Annotated in this window: 10 protein-coding genes and 1 riboswitch; of the genes, 5 read left to right on the top strand and 5 right to left on the bottom strand. The window is 41.2% G+C overall.

Features of this window, described 5'->3' with window-relative positions; translation table 11 throughout:
* Window positions 1-11: 11 nt before the first annotated feature.
* Entirely contained in the window at window positions 12-4,472 is a 4,461-nt protein-coding gene (gene gltB / locus QUE03_RS17785) for a glutamate synthase large subunit (protein ID WP_286263304.1), read from the bottom strand.
* Between the two features lie 409 nt (window positions 4,473-4,881).
* Complete coding sequence (gene folE2 / locus QUE03_RS17780) at window positions 4,882-5,808, bottom strand: GTP cyclohydrolase FolE2 (RefSeq protein WP_286263303.1); 927 nt, start codon at window positions 5,806-5,808, stop codon at window positions 4,882-4,884.
* 282 nt (window positions 5,809-6,090) lie between these two features.
* Between folE2 and QUE03_RS17775 the strand changes: the two genes are divergently transcribed.
* Window positions 6,091-6,438, top strand: coding sequence for an Hpt domain-containing protein (locus tag QUE03_RS17775; RefSeq protein ID WP_286263302.1), 348 nt, complete (start codon window positions 6,091-6,093; stop codon window positions 6,436-6,438).
* 9 nt (window positions 6,439-6,447) lie between these two features.
* On the opposite strand, the gene arcA is transcribed toward QUE03_RS17775, so the two are convergent.
* From arcA to QUE03_RS17760, 3 genes are all read right to left on the bottom strand, one after another.
* The gene (gene arcA, locus QUE03_RS17770; protein WP_286263301.1) at window positions 6,448-7,149 is read right to left on the bottom strand and encodes a two-component system response regulator ArcA; all 702 of its coding nucleotides are present in this window, start codon (window positions 7,147-7,149) and stop codon (window positions 6,448-6,450) included.
* A 160-nt stretch (window positions 7,150-7,309) separates the two neighbouring features.
* Window positions 7,310-8,941: a HAMP domain-containing sensor histidine kinase gene (locus tag QUE03_RS17765; RefSeq protein WP_286263300.1), complete on the bottom strand. Its 1,632-nt coding sequence runs from the start codon at window positions 8,939-8,941 to the stop codon at window positions 7,310-7,312.
* Between the two features lie 100 nt (window positions 8,942-9,041).
* Complete coding sequence (locus QUE03_RS17760) at window positions 9,042-10,187, bottom strand: methyltransferase (RefSeq protein WP_286263299.1); 1,146 nt, start codon at window positions 10,185-10,187, stop codon at window positions 9,042-9,044.
* Between the two features lie 282 nt (window positions 10,188-10,469).
* Window positions 10,470-10,642: riboswitch (Lysine riboswitch) on the top strand.
* Window positions 10,643-10,728: 86 nt separating this feature from the next.
* On the opposite strand from QUE03_RS17760, the gene dapA reads away from it, so the two are divergent.
* The 4 genes from dapA to QUE03_RS17740 are packed head-to-tail and all read left to right on the top strand — an operon-like array spanning window position 10,729 to window position 14,858.
* A complete protein-coding gene (gene dapA, locus QUE03_RS17755) occupies window positions 10,729-11,664 on the top strand; it encodes a 4-hydroxy-tetrahydrodipicolinate synthase (protein WP_434020224.1) in 936 nt (311 codons plus the stop codon).
* 22 nt (window positions 11,665-11,686) lie between these two features.
* Window positions 11,687-12,439: a 2,3,4,5-tetrahydropyridine-2,6-dicarboxylate N-succinyltransferase gene (locus tag QUE03_RS17750; RefSeq protein ID WP_286263297.1), complete on the top strand. Its 753-nt coding sequence runs from the start codon at window positions 11,687-11,689 to the stop codon at window positions 12,437-12,439.
* Window positions 12,439-13,671 (top strand): PLP-dependent decarboxylase, encoded by a 1,233-nt coding sequence (locus tag QUE03_RS17745; RefSeq protein ID WP_286263296.1) that lies wholly within the window; start codon window positions 12,439-12,441, stop codon window positions 13,669-13,671. The genes QUE03_RS17750 and QUE03_RS17745 overlap by 1 nt, the downstream gene beginning before the upstream one ends.
* Window positions 13,672-13,715: 44 nt before the next feature.
* Complete coding sequence (locus QUE03_RS17740) at window positions 13,716-14,858, top strand: succinylglutamate desuccinylase/aspartoacylase family protein (RefSeq protein ID WP_286263295.1); 1,143 nt, start codon at window positions 13,716-13,718, stop codon at window positions 14,856-14,858.
* Window positions 14,859-14,900 lie beyond the last annotated feature (42 nt).

Raw genomic sequence — 14,900 nt, 5'->3', positions numbered from 1 at the left:
TATTTCCCTAACTATTGCGCTTGTATACGTAATTCAGATGCTGAGCGAGTTTTATGCCCTAATAGAGCTTTCACATCAGTGGCTTTAGGTTTGATCAATTTGAATTTCGTCGAATATTGATCAAAGTCATGTAAGATTGCTTGTGCATGCAAGCTACCTGTTTCCTCAAAATGTTGATTAATAATGCCGCGTAAATGTTCTTGATGAATGATCAAATCACCTATCGGTAACATTTCAATTGATTCGTTATTTAGTCGAACATCTAAATCATCTGATTCATCCAAAACATAAGCAAACCCACCCGTCATACCGGCGCCAAAATTAAGCCCAACTTGACCCAATATTGTAACGACACCGCCTGTCATATATTCACAAGCGTGATCGCCAGCGCCTTCGACAACGGCATGGCAGCCTGAATTTCTAACGGCAAAACGTTCACCTGCTCGACCACAGCCAAATAGCTTTCCACCCGTTGCGCCATATAAACAAGTATTTCCCATGATCATGGTTTTATGGCTTTCGTATTCAACACCCTTAGGTGGCTTAATCGTAATTTTACCGCCGGCCATACCTTTACCGACATAGTCATTCGCGTCACCGGTTAAGGTCATTTCTAAACCGCCGGCATTCCAAACACCGAAACTTTGTCCGGCGGTACCCGATAGGTGTATCTTAATAGGTGACGCAGCCATACCTTGGTCACCGTGGTGTCTAGCGATTTCACCTGAAATTGCAGCGCCTACAGAGCGATCTGTGTTACTTATATTAAAACGGTATTCGCCGCCTGAGCTATGCGAGATAGCATCTTTAGCCGCATCGACCATCTGTAAATTCAATGTTCCCTTATCAAATGGCACATTGGCTTCAGTTTGGTGCAATGCCGTGTTTTCGTCCGCTACAACTGGCGCAATAATAGGCGTTAAATCGAGTTTTTGTTGCTTAGCACTTATGCCTTTTAAAGGCACCAGTAAGTCAGTGCGCCCAATAATCGCCGTTAAGCTCTCGACACCCAGTTTGGCTAATATTTCACGTACATCTTGTGCAACAAACTTAAAGTAGTTCATCACTTGATCAGGTAATCCTTTAAAGAACTCTTCACGAAGTACTTCATCTTGCGTAGCAACACCTGTCGCACAGTTATTCAAGTGACAAATTCTTAGAAATTTACACCCTAGTGTCACCATAGGCACTGTTCCAAAGCCAAAGCTTTCAGCACCTAAAATAGCGGCTTTTACAATATCGAGGCCAGTTTTTAAACCGCCGTCTACTTGTAAGCGTACTTTGTGACGAAGGCCATTATCTACTAATGATTGATGCGCTTCTGCAAGGCCTAATTCCCACGGACAGCCCGCATATTTGACAGAGGTTAGTGGGCTAGCGCCCGTTCCGCCATCATAACCGGAAATTGTAATAAAATCGGCATACGCTTTAGCAACACCTGAAGCGATGGTACCAACACCTGGACCAGACACCAGTTTTACGGAAATGACGGCTTTAGGGTTTACTTGTTTTAAGTCGAATATAAGCTGAGCCAAATCTTCTATAGAATAAATATCGTGATGTGGCGGAGGTGAAATTAAGGTAACGCCAGGGACCGAAAATCTTAACTTTGCAATAAGCGGCGTGACCTTATCTCCGGGCAGTTGCCCACCTTCACCGGGCTTAGCACCTTGTGCAACCTTAATTTGTAATACATCGGCATTCACTAAGTAATGTGGCGTGACACCAAAACGGCCAGAAGCTATCTGCTTGATACGGGAATTCTTTACGGTACCAAAGCGACGTTCATCTTCACCACCTTCGCCAGAATTTGAAAATCCACCAAGACGGTTCATGGCAATCGCAAGTGCTTCGTGGGCTTCAGGGCTTAATGCACCAATTGACATAGCAGCACTGTCAAAACGCTTGAACATGTCGTTTTCAGGTTCAACCTTAGAAATATCAATCTCTTGGGTATCGTCTTTTAAAGACAATAAGTCGCGTAATGTAGCTACAGGACGGTTATTCACTTCATCCCTAAACTTCTTATAGTCATCAAATTTACCCGATTGCACTGCTTTTTGTATATAGGTAACTACATCTGGATTGAACGCATGATATTCGCCGCCATGGACATATTTAAGTAAACCGCCATGATCAATTTTTTGATGAGGCAAGAAAGCCTTACGGGCTAGGTTCAAATTATCTTGTTCGATGTCTTCGAAATCTGCACCTTGAATTCTACTTGGTAAATCAGGGAAACAAATGTCCATGATATTACGGTTTAAACCAATCACTTCAAACAAGCCGGCACAGCGATAACTGGCAATCGTAGAAATTCCCATTTTAGAGAGGATTTTCAATAACCCTTTATTGATACCGTTTCGATAATTGACGATTGCATCACGAGCGGTTAATTCAATTTGGCCTTTTTCAACTAGTTGCTCAATGGTTTCAAAAGCAAGGTACGGGTAAATAGCCGTTGCACCTAAACCTAGTAATACAGCGTATTGGTGCGAGTCTCGTACCGATGCTGTTTCAACAATGATGTTTGAGTCACAACGTAATTGTTGGTCTACTAAACGTTTTTGCACCGCACCTACTGCCATCGCTGCTGGGATAGGCAATAATCCTTGATGAATTTGACGATCAGACAAGACCAATATTACCGTGTTCTTCTCACGGACGAGCTCTTCAGCTTCATCACATAATCGTATCACCGCCGCTTCTAAACCTTCGTCAGGATCGTAATTTAGCGTTAAAGTATCGCTTCGGTAATGTTCTGGATCGAGCTCTCTTAGCTGCTTCAAACCGGTGTACATTAATACTGGAGTTGCAAATAAAATACGGTCGGCTAAGCCAGTGGTTTCATTGAAAACATTATGTTCACGGCCAATACAAGTGGCTAATGACATGACGTAACGTTCACGCAATGGATCGATCGGTGGGTTGGTAACTTGCGCAAACTGTTGTCGGAAATAATCATAAAGTGTGCGAGGCTTGCTTGACAACACCGCCATCGGCGTATCATCACCCATCGAGCCGGTGGCTTCTTGTCCGTTTTCAGCGAGTGTTTTAACGACTTGATTAATTTCTTCATAGCTGTAATTAAATAGCTTATGAAACTGTGCCATTTCTTCATCATTAAAAACGCGTGTACCAATTAAATTCGCTTCCAACTCATCAAACGGAACTAATCTACGAATATTGTTATTTAGCCATTCACGATACGGGTGTCTGACTTTGAGTTCATTGTCTATGTCTGTTGAACTAAAAATGGTACCCGTGTACGTATCAATGGCCAACATCTCGCCTGGTCCGACACGGCCTTTCTCTATTACTTCATCTTCGCCATAGTCCCAAATGCCCACTTCAGACGCGAGCGTGATAAAACCGTTTCGGGTAATAACATACCGTGCAGGGCGCAATCCGTTTCTATCTAAGTTACAGGCCACATGACGGCCATTGGTCATTACGATACCCGCGGGGCCGTCCCAAGGCTCCATATGCATGGAGTTAAACTCATAGAATGCTTTTAAGTCGTCATCCATTGTTGGGTTGTTTTGCCATGCAGGTGGTACTAAAAGTCTCATCGCGCGATAGAGATCCATCCCGCCGGCTAAAAATAGCTCCAGCATATTGTCTAATGATGAAGAGTCAGAGCCACTTTCATTGACAAAGGGGGCAGCATCATGAAGATCGGGTAATAATGGTGTTTTGAAACGGTGAGTACGAGCGCGAGACCATTGTCTATTGCCTTTAATAGTATTAATTTCGCCGTTATGAGCTAAATACCTAAATGGTTGAGCTAAATGCCACTGTGGCGAAGTATTCGTTGAAAAGCGCTGATGAAATACACAAATTGCACTTTGCATTCGAATATCGGCAAGATCTAAATAAAAATTAGGCAAATCTACAGGCATCATCAAACCTTTATAGATGGTGACCAAACAAGACAAACTTGCGATATAAAATTTTTCGTCTGTTATTATTTTTTCTGCACGTCGACGCGCCATGTATAGACGACGTTCAAGTTCTCGATTTCTCCATCCAGGAGGCGCATCAACAAAAATTTGCTCGATGGTTGGTAAGTTACCAGCTGCAATAGGTCCTAAGATGGAGGCATTGACAGGAACAGTGCGCCAGCCAACAATGGTTAAGGTTTCCTTACTTAGCTCTTCTTCAAGAATAGCCTTAGATTGTGCGGCAATAACGGGATCGGTATTCAAAAATACCATGCCTACGCCATACTTACGGCCGAGTTGCCAGCCACTTTCATCAGCGATTGAGCGAAAAAAACTATCAGGTTTTTGAATCAATAAGCCACAACCATCGCCAGTTTTGCCGTCAGCTGCAATACCACCACGGTGTTGCATACGATCAAGTGCAGCAATAGCTGTTTTAATGAGTTTATGACTTGCTTCACCCTGTTGGTGTGCAATTAAACCAAATCCACAATTGTCTTTTTGAGCGTTAGGATCATAAAGCTGCATGATTTCTCCCCCTAGAAAAATATGACGCGATTAAGATAAAAAGGGCTTCGAATAGAAAGGTGTTTTTTTTGCATATATACCCCTTTTACGAGCAAAGCGAACCACAAACACTAACCAGTTATTGATAGAAGGTCAACAATTATAGAGTATTTGCTCGTAATAAAATTTCACAATTAAGATGGAACCATTATAATGAAGGGGATAATTTGGACATAAATTGCATGAATAGGCTTAAAACAAAGCAAAATTCGTAATTTTCATGATGTCCTCGAATTTTTAGTGTAATTTAATTACACTTTGTTATTTGACGGAAATATTGGGTAGTTATGCGTGATGTGGCAAAAAAATGTAAAAAAAAGCCTGTTGTGATAACAGGCTTCAAAATATTTAAGAGAACTTCGAAAAGGAGTTAAGGCTGATATCCGCCCGTTATTCCTTTTGTTGTCACGCTCACCGCATCATGAGCATGAAGAGATTCTAAGTGGTTGACTCGTAGCCAAAAATCATCAAATTCAGCAGCCAAGTTCATCGCGTGTTGTAAACGGCGAGCGGCATCTTCACAAAACATCAAGTTTTGACCATTTAGGCGAGCAAATTCTTGCTCATCTTCGCGTTTAACTGCGGCTTGAACAGGGGTTTGTAAAGCGCTTTCAATAAGATCTACAAGATCGGTAATAGGAAAGTCACTTATTGATTTGTTCAGCTTAACTTTAACTTCGGCGACTGAACGCTGGCTATGAGGCGTAGCCACTATACCTTCAGTACTGCCTAGCCATTCATGGACAGTCTCTTTACTGATATTTTGCTCACTAGTAAATTTATCTGTGAAGGCTTTTTGAATCAATTGTCTCGCTAGTGCTGCTGAGCATGGACAGGTAGAAGAATAACGAACATCGATGGCCAGCTCTATATCTAACACGCCTTTATCTAAGCGACCTGTCAAAGTTACAGGATATGCTTTCCAACCTAATTTACCGCTGATCAATGACTTACGGCGTAAATGATAATCAAAGGCAATTGTTACTTTGGCGTTATCACTTAAATCTTGGTGGCTACTAATAAAGCCATCAAGTAATGTGACTAAGCTTTGATAGTTCAACACGTTGTTGCTAGATAGTTCATCTAAGAGTAAGTAAAGGCGAGACATATGAATGCCTTTAGCCTGTGGCTCTTTTAAGTTCACAAACGCATCCACGTAGGCTGACACCATACGTTCAGCTTGGCCTTTTGACGCCACCATGAAGGGCATTTCGATATTGCTCATACCGACCCAATCCAGCGTACCTTCAGTCTGTGCTGTGGTGTGGTTGGCGATATCTGGCATGGATGTTGGCATTACAACTCCGCTATTAAGTACTTCAGTGTTAAGTTAATTGCTACTTGAGTCTTGATTTTCAAGAGCTAAAGGCATCTATTTTTCATGGCAATACGATTATTGCATACAGACCATTAAAAAAGGGCGGCTATTCTGAACGAAATTCACACGAAAATCAATAAAAGTAAGATATCTAGCGCAGTTTAAACTGGAAAGATCATGACGTTTTTGTTGCATAAGGCGATTTACATCAATTGAAATAGTGTTTAGTCTGTCATTTTACAGTGATTAAGGTGGGTAGCAGTGCCAAATTCAGAAATAATTGATCGAGCTTTACTGCAAGGTTACTTAGATAATCTTGGCTCGAGTGTAGTTCAAAAAATGTTAGATATGTATATTGGTCAATCTGAAATCTATTTAGCAGATATTCAATCGGCAATCAACGAAGGTTCACAAGCAATGTGGGAACAACATACCCACAAAATGAAAGGTGCAGCTGGTAGTGTTGGAGTGAAGCAAGTTCATGCACACATAATGGCGATTGAAAAATCCAGCGATAATAGTGTACAAAAACAGCGTTATTTGGAAGAACTCAAACAGCTGAATAACCAGGGTATAACAGTGTTTAAGCAGTGGTTAGCCACTGCTTAAACGTGTGATTTAGGATACGGAGCCAATAAAGCGGTAACCTTCACCATGGATGGTATTGATTAGTTCAGGGGTTTCTTTTGACGATTCAAAATGTTTTCTCAAACGTCGGATCGTAACATCCACTGTACGATCATTGGAACGTAAATCACGGCCTGTCATTTCTTTAATTAACTGCTGACGCGATACTATTTGGCCAGCGTGATCAATCAATAATTTCAGGGCTCTAAATTCACCACGAGGGATCGGAATAGTTTCTTGCTCTGGTGATGTCATTTTACGAGAATTACTGTCTAACTCCCAGCCGTTGAATGTAATAATTGCAGAGCTTTGTTCTGACTTGTTCACTGAAATACGGTTCAGAATATTTCTTGCTCTTATGGTCAGCTCTCTCGGATTAAAGGGCTTAGTTAGATAATCGTCTGCACCAATTTCTAATCCTAAAATTTTGTCAATGTCACTATCTCGACCGGTTAAGAATATTAAGCCTAACTCACGGTTGTTGGTCAGTTCCCTTGCTAACAATAACCCGTTCTTACCAGGGAGGTTTATGTCCATGATGACAAGGCTAATTTGATTGTTCTTTAATTGCTCATCCATGGCTTCGCCATCTATGGCTTCTGATACGTCGTAACCTTCCGCTTCAAATAAGTTGCGAAGGTTGAATCGTGTTACGTCTTCATCTTCTACGATCAGAATATGAGCTTTGTGCATGGGTTGGTCCAATTATTGATAGTTTTCGAAGGCATTTATCATTAAAAATAACGATATAACCCTAATTTATAGCAAGTTTTCCATTAATAATAAACTCTGTTGATTAAAAAAAGGATACTAGTGACGTAATAATATGTTATGAAATTGTAACTTCCTCTTTTTAGTTGCTGCCAATAATTACCGGAAAGACTATATCAAAGCTGATCCCTTTGTTGACCACACTGTCAAACTGTATGCTGCCATTTAAAGCTTGAGTAACCAAATTATAAACGAGGTGCAGCCCTAACCCACTGCCGCCTTCGCCGCGTTTAGTGGTGATGAACGGATCAAATATTCTGTTTTTTACTGATTGATCTACTCCTTTACCGTTGTCCTTATATTGAATGTGTAATTGACCACTCAATACCATAATGCATATTTTTATGGTGCCATCGGGTTGTCCATCAAAGGCATGAATCAATGAGTTCACTATTAAATTGATAAGGATTTGATTGATTGGTCCAGGCTTACTTGTGATCACTAACTCATCAGGGCAATCTACTTCTAATGTCACAGGGGAATTTTTCAATTGGGGCGCCAAGGTTAATACAACCTCATCAATAAGTTCAGACACCATAAACTGTCGATCTTCTTCGCTCGACTGATCAACGGCCACTTTTTTGAAGCTAGAGATTAAGTCAGCAGCACGGTTTAGGTTGCGATAAATGATACCAATATTCTCTTGCCCGTCGGCTAAAAATCGTTTCAACTGACTGGACTTAAGTGTTTTACTGTCAAAGCACTCCTTAATTTCATCTAACCTGTCTGATAATAAGGTTGATGCGGTGACGCCTAAGCCTATTGGTGTATTTACTTCATGAGCAACGCCGGCAACCATATCACCCAACGAAGCCATTTTCTCACTTTCGACCAGTTGCCCCTGGAATTGGTGTAATTTTTCTAACGTCGATAACAATTCTTCATTTGAATCTTTTAGTGCTTCTGTTCTTTGGCTGACTTTATCCTCAAGCTCATGATTCAACTTTAAAATTTGTTGCTCGGCATCAACTTGACGCTTAACGTGCTTTTCTGTTCGGGCTAACATGTTGTTGATGCTACGAGCGAGTAATTCAAATTCTTGATAATCTTGGATCTCACACCGTAAATCGAACGCCTTTTTATGTGACACTTTTTGCACGGTAGTTGTAATAGAGTCCACCGAGTTAAATACTTTGTTTTGTAGACGGGTGGCCAGAAAAATTGAGAAACACAAGATGAATAAAAAGCAGACGCTGAGGCACAAATAGGTTTTGTTTTTTAAAGATTGCAGCGACTGGAGATCCATCTCTAAATAAACATATCCAATAATCGTGTTTCCTTCAGTTATAGGCTGGATATATTCAATGATAGCGCCGTTTATCTGTGGAGATTTCAATCGTTCTTTTCGATTAATTTGTGATGGTATGTGCCTTATGCCTTGATTGCCTGTGTAGTCTTTGTTGTAGCTTGAGGTGACAGAAACTTGATTATTATTGAGGTGGTAAATATGTACAGTATTCATTCTCGATATCGAACTTAACCGGGATAGCCTCTTTTCTAAGCCGATAACATCTTTAGAGATCAGGTAGGCTTTAGCTGTTTTGCTTGTAATAGCGCTACGTTCAATAATGTCTTGTTTGAAGTCTTTTTCAAGGTGAGAAAAAATAAAGTAAAGAGTAACTGAAGCTGTCACCAAAAAAGACAATGTCGTTAAAGACACTATCGAGGTGATAAAAATGTGTTTTAAAGAAAGTATTTTATTATTTGTCGGCATTGATGCTAATTTCACGAACCGTAATGTTGTTATCTATGATTAGATGATTGTTTAAAAATGCGTTTATTTCAACTACCAGTTCACTTTCTGTTAACAGACGTTACTGTCGATTACTGAGGTAGACGGTGAATCCATTGCTGATCGTCGTTTTTTCAGTGCCACCAATAAATTCTCTCATTATCGGTTGGTACTTTAAAAAATTGTTAGCAACAACGATTAAGTTGCTGTTGGGAGTCATATGCTTTGTACATTGCTGAAGAAAAGTTTCCGTTGCGGCATAGTAAGTCTTTAACCCCTGATGAAATGGTGGGTTAGAAATTATCGTGTCAAAACTATCCGATACCTGACTTAATCCATCTGACGCTATACATCTTCCGTTGAGTTGATTTATTGCTAAGGTTTCTTTTGCACTTGCTATCGCTAACGCACTAACATCAATCAGTGTTAACTTAATATTCGGATAAAGCTTAGCTAATGCGACACTGATGGTGCCTGCACCGCAGCCAAAGTCCAACACCTTGCCTTGAATTTTATCTGGCAGGTTATCTAACAAAACCTTAGTCCCTTTATCTAACCCTTTTTGGCTAAATACTCCGGGAAGAGCCGCTATTTTAATGCTCTCGTTTGCGATAATGATCTCGTAATAACTGAACCAATCACTTAGTTTAAACGCTTGTGCTGGCTTGATATAGCGGCCGGTAAACAGCAAACAATGACGTGCATTGTCTTGTTTCATGCAGCAGTCAATATAATCGCTGCTTTGCTTAGCGACTGATTTTATTCCGCCCTTGTTGTCACCAACGAAAATAACGGTAGCATCATCTGCCACAACATCAGCAATCATCGATAAGGTAAATGCTAACTCGGGTTTACTTTTTGGGAAGGCAATGACAATAACATCGTGGCAATGTTCGCTTTGATAATGACTACCAAATCTAGTCTCTATCTGGGTTGGAAATCGCTCGCTAATCGCTTGATACTGTGAAAAGTTATTGTTAAAGCAAGTGATACTGGCATCAGGGTAATGTGCTAATAACTCTGGAACTAAACCAGCGGCTTCAAGATTAATCAGTAATGGTCTTGAACCTTCAAGTAATTCGATATTTCTTAATAAAATTTGATTGATATTTGAAAGTGCCATTATGTTGTTAATTTGCCATGAATAAAATAAAGCGAGTTTGTAGGCTATTTTACGCGAACTTGCCTTAAGATAGCCACCCATACCTGCACACTCATCAGTAATCATATCTTTTGGATATGAGGATTCACATTGTGTACCTGTTAATAGTCAAGTTTCGTCAGAAATGGCAAATTGAAATTGATGGTATGGAACTAAAAAGTAAAATGGCGGTTTATAGTGTTTACTAAATCATCGGGTATGTTTTTCAGCTATGTCGTAAATAAATATCTTATGCAAATAAACGTATAGACGTCTATTGACAAAAAATGCGCAAACGAGTTTAATACACCAGTTCCTTATTCCAAATGAAGTGATCGCTTATTCAAAGTGTCATTTCATTGTCGAAAAAGGGTCAGAAGAGGAGCGTTAACCAGGTATTTAATGTGAGGAGATCAAACTCCATTGAACATTAAAGAGGGGGATTAACGCCGAGATGAATACATTTTTGATTGATGTATTTGTCGGTTAAGCAGGTTGAATCCTGCTGACTGTCACCAATTAGGTGGAGAGCTTCTGGCCTTTACGAATGCCTTTAGATTTCACTATAGGTGTTTTGTAAACGCCTTATAGTTCTCCGAACGAAATGAGTTCGAGAGAAATGAATCAAATATCATCTGAACACCCTTTTGAGCAATATCCGTTATGGACTGCATTAGTCACGCCTTTTGATCAGCAAGGCAAAGTGGACTTTGTTAGTCTTGGTAAGATTGCTCATCAACAAAACAGCGCAGGTAATGCTATTTTGCTGCTTGGCAGCACTGGTGAAGGTCTTGCTTTAATCCAAGAAGAGCAGCGCACCATAGTTGAGTATGTTTGTGGATTATCATTAAACGTTCCCATAATGGTTGCTGTGGGCGGCTTTCAACTTATAGAGCAATTACAGTGGATTGAACAATGCAATCAGCTACCTGTTGATGCCTACCTTTTAGGAAGTCCTTTGTACGCAAAACCTGGCGAGGAAGGTCAAAAACTCTGGTTTGAAGCTTTGCTTGATAGAGCAAAATTTCCTTGCATGCTCTATAACGTGCCATCACGAAGTGGCCTCAGTTTGTCTACATCGGCTTTAGCATCTCTGCAACATCACCCAAAATGCTGGGCACTGAAAGAAGCAAGTGGCGATGTAGCTCAATTTAAAGAGTACCAAAAAGCTTGCCCTGACATTGCGCTTTATAGTGGCGAAGACGCCTTGTTACCAAAACTCGTTGAAGAAGGTGCCAAAGGCTTGGTCTCCGTTGCCGCTAATGTTTGGCCTATTCAAACACGAGCTTATGTTCAGCAATGTTTAACAGGTGAAACTACAGGGCTCTTTCCAGTTTGGAAAAATGCAGTAGACAGTTTATTTGCTGTCTCAAACCCTATTCCTGCAAAAATATTGATGGCAAAAAATAATGATATTGCTAACGCCACTTTACGTCCACCATTGACTAATAAAGAGCTGAGTAATCATCAGTCGCTTGAACATGCAGATCAGCAAATCACTCATTGGCATCAACAATACTCAAGTCGCCAAATATCTCAACAAAACGTATTAAAAACAGCTTAATTTATAAGGTTTTAGAAAGAACATGTCAGATTGGAAAGAAATACTAGAACAACTACAGACCGGCGAAGTGAGAGCCGCAAATCAGGATGGAAACGGAAATTGGCACGCTAATATTGAGGCGAAGCAAGCCATTTTATCTGCATTTAAGGCTGGAGAAAATGAAGAGTTTTCGGGGATTTACCAAGGATTTGTTGATAAACATAATTTACCTGCCAGAGAATTTAGTCGCGATGATGGTGTTCGTTTAGTGCCTGGTGGCTCATCGGTACGAGCCGGTGCATACGTCGCCCCTAGTGTCATTATCATGCCGCCAGCGTATATCAATGTAGGTGCTTATGTCGGTAAAGGCACTATGGTTGATAGCCATGCCTTAGTTGGCTCATGTGCACAAATTGGTGAAAATGTTCACTTATCGGCTGCGGTACAAATAGGCGGCGTGCTAGAGCCAATTGGTGCAAGTCCTGTGATTATTGAGGACGATGCATTTTTAGGTGCTGGAGTGGTGGTGGTTGAAGGCATTGTGATCAAAAAAGGTGTGGTATTAGCCCCCGGCGTATCGCTGTCAGCATCTGTGCCGGTATTTGATCTAGTCAATAATCGCCGTCTAGAAAAAGGTGAGCCTATTCCAGAGCGTGCGGTAGTGATTCCTGGGACTCGTCCTATCGATGGAGAATGGGCGAAGCAGCAAGGATTGAACATGGCTTGTGCGTTAATTGTGAAATATCGTGATGAGCAAAGTGACGCATCGCTCGAATTGGAGTCGGTATTAAGATAATGAACATGATTGAGCCAAAACTAAAAAGTGCATTGCAGCAGCACAGTGCAATGCAATCCACTTTGGATGATGAGCAAGAAAATGGCTATTTCGTTTATAATTTAGATAAACTCAATCAGCATTTGCAATGCCTCACTGATCAGAGCGTTGTAAAGCTTTGGTATGCGGTAAAAGCCAACCCGTTGTCGAGCATTCTGCGTTCAGTATCCCAAAGTGGGATCAATTTTGATGTAGCCAGTAAAGGAGAGCTTGATCATGTATTGGCTCAAGATATTGAACCTAAGCGTATTCTCAACACCGGTCCAGCCAAATCGAAGCAGCAATTGCGTCTTTTTTTAGAGAAAGGCGTCACAACCTTTGTCGTTGAAAGCATCAATCAACTGCAATGGTTGCAAGAAGTCGTCGAGTCTTCATCTACGATAACTAAGCCAACAGTGTTGCTGCGTGTGCAGCTACAATGGCCTGAAGGAGATAAAAACCCGCTAGGTGGCAACGCCGTGACGCCATTCGGACTTGGCTGTGAACAGTGGCAGCGAATCCAGGTGGCGGACTATCCGTCGCTTGATTTGTGTGGATTGCACATTTTTCAGTGGGGCAACATGCTAAGCAATGCCAAAATGTACTCGTTGTGGCAACAAATGGTTCAGCCTTTGACCACACTGGCTTCCGCTATTGGCATGGAGCTAAAAGTGCTCGATTTGGGGGGCGGGCTTGGTGTAGATTATCTGAATTCAGGTGAACGTATTAGCTGGCAACAAGCGATGTCAGATTTGGCTGATGTCAAACGAAAGGCCAAAGTAGACGAGCTCTGGTTGGAGTTAGGACGATATGCGGTGGCCGATTGTGGCTATTACGTCTCGCCGGTTGTTGATCGTAAAAACAACTTTGAACATCAGCAACTAGTGCTGGCTGCGGGCATCAATCATTTGATAAGACCAGCGATAACCGACCAACCTTTTCCTGCATCGCTGTTGCGAGACTCAAATGCGGCAAGCGAACCATTTGATGTTCATGGCCCGCTGTGCACCAGCTTAGATCATCTAGGTAAACTTGCATTACCAAACGATTGTTCGGTAGATGATAGTCTTGTGTTCGGTCTTTGTGGTGCATATGGATTTACTGAAAGCATGCCATTCTTTTTGTGTCATGAGATTGCTGCTGAGTATGTATTTGAGCAAGGCAAGCTTATACAGGTAAGAGCACAACAGCCAGCGAGCTGGTATTTACGTTAGCTCACAAGTAATTGATTCGAGCTATAAAAACTTAAAGATAACAAATGAATAATCAAACGCAAAATAAAGTGATTAAAGATGTGATGCACGTTGGTGAAATGGCTAGCGGCGCTCAGTTGACGGTACCTGTATACAAATTCACAGCACAAGGGGCTACAGATGCGCCCAGTGTCTATATTCAAGCAAATATGCATGGCGCTGAAGTACAAGGTAATGCGGTTATTTATCAATTGCTTGAGTTAATTGGCAATATTGAACTATTTGCTGATGTCACATTAGTGCCGTACGCCAATCCAGTTGGCTGTAATCATAAAAACGGTGAATATACACTTGGCCGCTTTGACCCTATCACCGGTGTAAACTGGAATCGTATGTACCACAATAATCCTAAGTTGGTTGATGTGGCAGTCGAACAATATATCGAAGAGAGTGATAGGGAAATTGAGCAAGCATTTAAACAATCGTTATTGGATGATATCAACGAGCAGCTTGATCACAACATATTTGGCCTAACTACGGGACAACGTATCGCATATCAGTTGCAAAAGCTCGCGCACCAAGCGGATCTGGTCTTAGATTTGCACACTGGTCCTATATCAAGTAAGCATTTATACTGCCCAGAATACGCCAAAGAGAGTGCCAAACACTTTAATATTGAACACACCCTACTTATCCCCAATGAGTTTGATGGCGCATTAGATGAGTCGACTTTTTGTCCGTGGTGGAGTTTAAGTGAAGCGTTTAAAGCCAAAGGTAGATGCATTAATTTCAATAAAGAAAGCTTCACTGTGGAGCTTGGTTCACAAGAACAAATTGATCTAGATATTGCTCTCACCGACGCCAAAAGTATTTTGTGCTATCTACAGTACAAAGGCGTAGTAAAGCCGAATGGACAGCAAGACTTTGTGCCAGATGAAATGATCCGTTATGCCTGTTATCTAAAAGACTACAAAGCCTTTTATTCGCCAATGGGTGGCATGGTGGATTATTTGGCTGAGTTTGGCAAACCATTAAAAGCTGGGGAGCCTTTGGCACGTATTTTACGGATGGACAATTACGGTGATGGTGATGCACTGCATTACATCTCACTTGACCATGAGGTGCTACCAATATTGCATTTTGCGTCGGCGAGCGTTAATCAAGGGACAGAGCTTTACAAAGTCTTTAGTGAATTTTTTACGCTTTAACCATAGCGTTGGCTGAATTCGGCATTGGCGACAAAATTTATT

The sequence above is a fragment of the Thalassotalea atypica genome (genome assembly GCF_030295975.1).
GTDB classification, from domain to species: Bacteria; Pseudomonadota; Gammaproteobacteria; order Enterobacterales; family Alteromonadaceae; genus Thalassotalea_F; species Thalassotalea_F atypica.
The sequence above is the reverse complement of the archived record's forward strand: the minus strand, read 5'-3'. Positions and strand labels throughout refer to the sequence as shown.

Coding starts and splice junctions, on each gene's coding strand:
- QUE03_RS17740 (WP_286263295.1), top strand. CDS start 13,716: ATGAATAATCAAACGCAAAATAAAGTGATTAAAGATGTGATGCACGTT.
- QUE03_RS17750 (WP_286263297.1), top strand. CDS start 11,687: ATGTCAGATTGGAAAGAAATACTAGAACAACTACAGACCGGCGAAGTG.
- gltB (WP_286263304.1), bottom strand. CDS start 4,472: ATGCAGCTTTATGATCCTAACGCTCAAAAAGACAATTGTGGATTTGGT.
- arcA (WP_286263301.1), bottom strand. CDS start 7,149: ATGCACAAAGCTCATATTCTGATCGTAGAAGATGAAGACGTAACACGA.
- QUE03_RS17745 (WP_286263296.1), top strand. CDS start 12,439: ATGAACATGATTGAGCCAAAACTAAAAAGTGCATTGCAGCAGCACAGT.
- QUE03_RS17765 (WP_286263300.1), bottom strand. CDS start 8,941: ATGCCGACAAATAATAAAATACTTTCTTTAAAACACATTTTTATCACC.
- QUE03_RS17760 (WP_286263299.1), bottom strand. CDS start 10,187: ATGATTACTGATGAGTGTGCAGGTATGGGTGGCTATCTTAAGGCAAGT.
- folE2 (WP_286263303.1), bottom strand. CDS start 5,808: ATGCCAACATCCATGCCAGATATCGCCAACCACACCACAGCACAGACT.